This window comes from Phyllobacterium sp. P5_D12 (assembly GCF_054049495.1).
Map to the genome: position 1 here is coordinate 1 of NZ_JBFUMG010000873.1, position 1306 is coordinate 1306.

Consider the following 1306-nt stretch of genomic DNA (forward strand, 5'->3'; position numbering starts at 1 on the left):
TCGAAACGGACCATCGAGGCGCACCGCGCCCGCATCATGCGTACTTATTCCTTGCGCAACAGCGCCGAGCTGATCGCCTGGTTTTCGTCGCTGCGTTAGTCAGATACCATCGAGATCAAGGTGGTAGCGTGTGTGTCTTCGCTCGCCGGTTCTGGTCAAACCTCCTTTGACAACCAGATCTGCCAGGTCCCTTGTTGCCGTTGCGCGTGAGGTTCCGGTGATGCTGATGTAGTTTTCGGCGCTGAGACCGCCTTTGAAACCGTCGATCCCGGCGCGAAACATGCGGGCAATGACTTTTTCCTGACGCGGGTTGAGTTGCCCGCGCACCCGGTCGTAAAACTTGGCCTTGACGATGTAGAATTCCACCCGCTTTAGCGTCGTACGCTGTGCTTCCAGCACAGTCTCGGCAAAATAGACAAGCCACTCGGTAATCTCGTTGGTTTTGTTGCTGCGTTCGAGCATGTCATAATAGGCTTTGCGCGCGCGCTGAATGGTATAGGCCAAAGCGATGAGGCTAGGCTGGCCGAGATTCTGGGCGAGAGATTTTTCAGAGATTGCCCGGCCGATACGGCCATTGCCGTCTTCAAAAGGATGAATGCTGACGAAGTACAGATGCGCCAGCCCGGCCCGGGTCAGCGCAGGCAGAACCGTCTTCCCCTCGGGCGCCGTCGAGTTGAACCAGCTTGCAAACGCGTTCATCTCTTGCGGAATGCTTATGGAAGGCGGCGCCTCGAAATGGATTGTCGGCTTGTCGGCACGGCCAGAAACGACCCGCATCGGCTCCTCGTGCGTGCGGTAACCACCAATTTGGATGGCATCGCTCTCGCCAGCCATCAACATCCTGTGCCAGTTGAACAATGTATCGTGTTGGAGCGGATCGGCGAATGTCCGGTACAAGTCGACCATCATCTCCGAGATGCCGCGCTCTGCAGCGGGAACACGTTGATTGCCGGCCGCCAAACCGAATTGTTGCCGAAGTGACGTTTGCAAKCTGTCGCGGTTGAGGAATTCTCCCTCGATCTCTGAGGTCTTCAACGCTTCGTCGCTGATCAGCTCGATCCGCAACGTGTCCCGGTCATCRCTAGTCACATGGCGAAAAGCACCGAAAAACTCGCCGGAATGCAGCAGGAACTGGCGCTCCAATGGTTCAAGCGCAGTTTCGTCATAAGTGAAATTGRGCCAATCAGCTTGCTGCCAGTTCCAGATCATGATGCATAGATCGCCTTTCTATAACTCACTCTGACGTACATCATGAGCTATAGCAAGCCCTCCTATGCCTCATACTGTTTTGAGGATTGCCGAAAAC

At 55.4% G+C, this 1306-nt stretch carries 1 protein-coding gene; it reads right to left on the bottom strand.

Translation table 11 applies throughout. The features are described 5' to 3' along the window. Positions 1 to 99: 99 nt before the first annotated feature. Complete coding sequence (locus ACXJ5O_RS27220; protein ID WP_457302632.1) at positions 100 to 1209, bottom strand: Fic family protein; 1110 nt, start codon at positions 1207 to 1209, stop codon at positions 100 to 102. Positions 1210 to 1306: the final 97 nt, after the last annotated feature.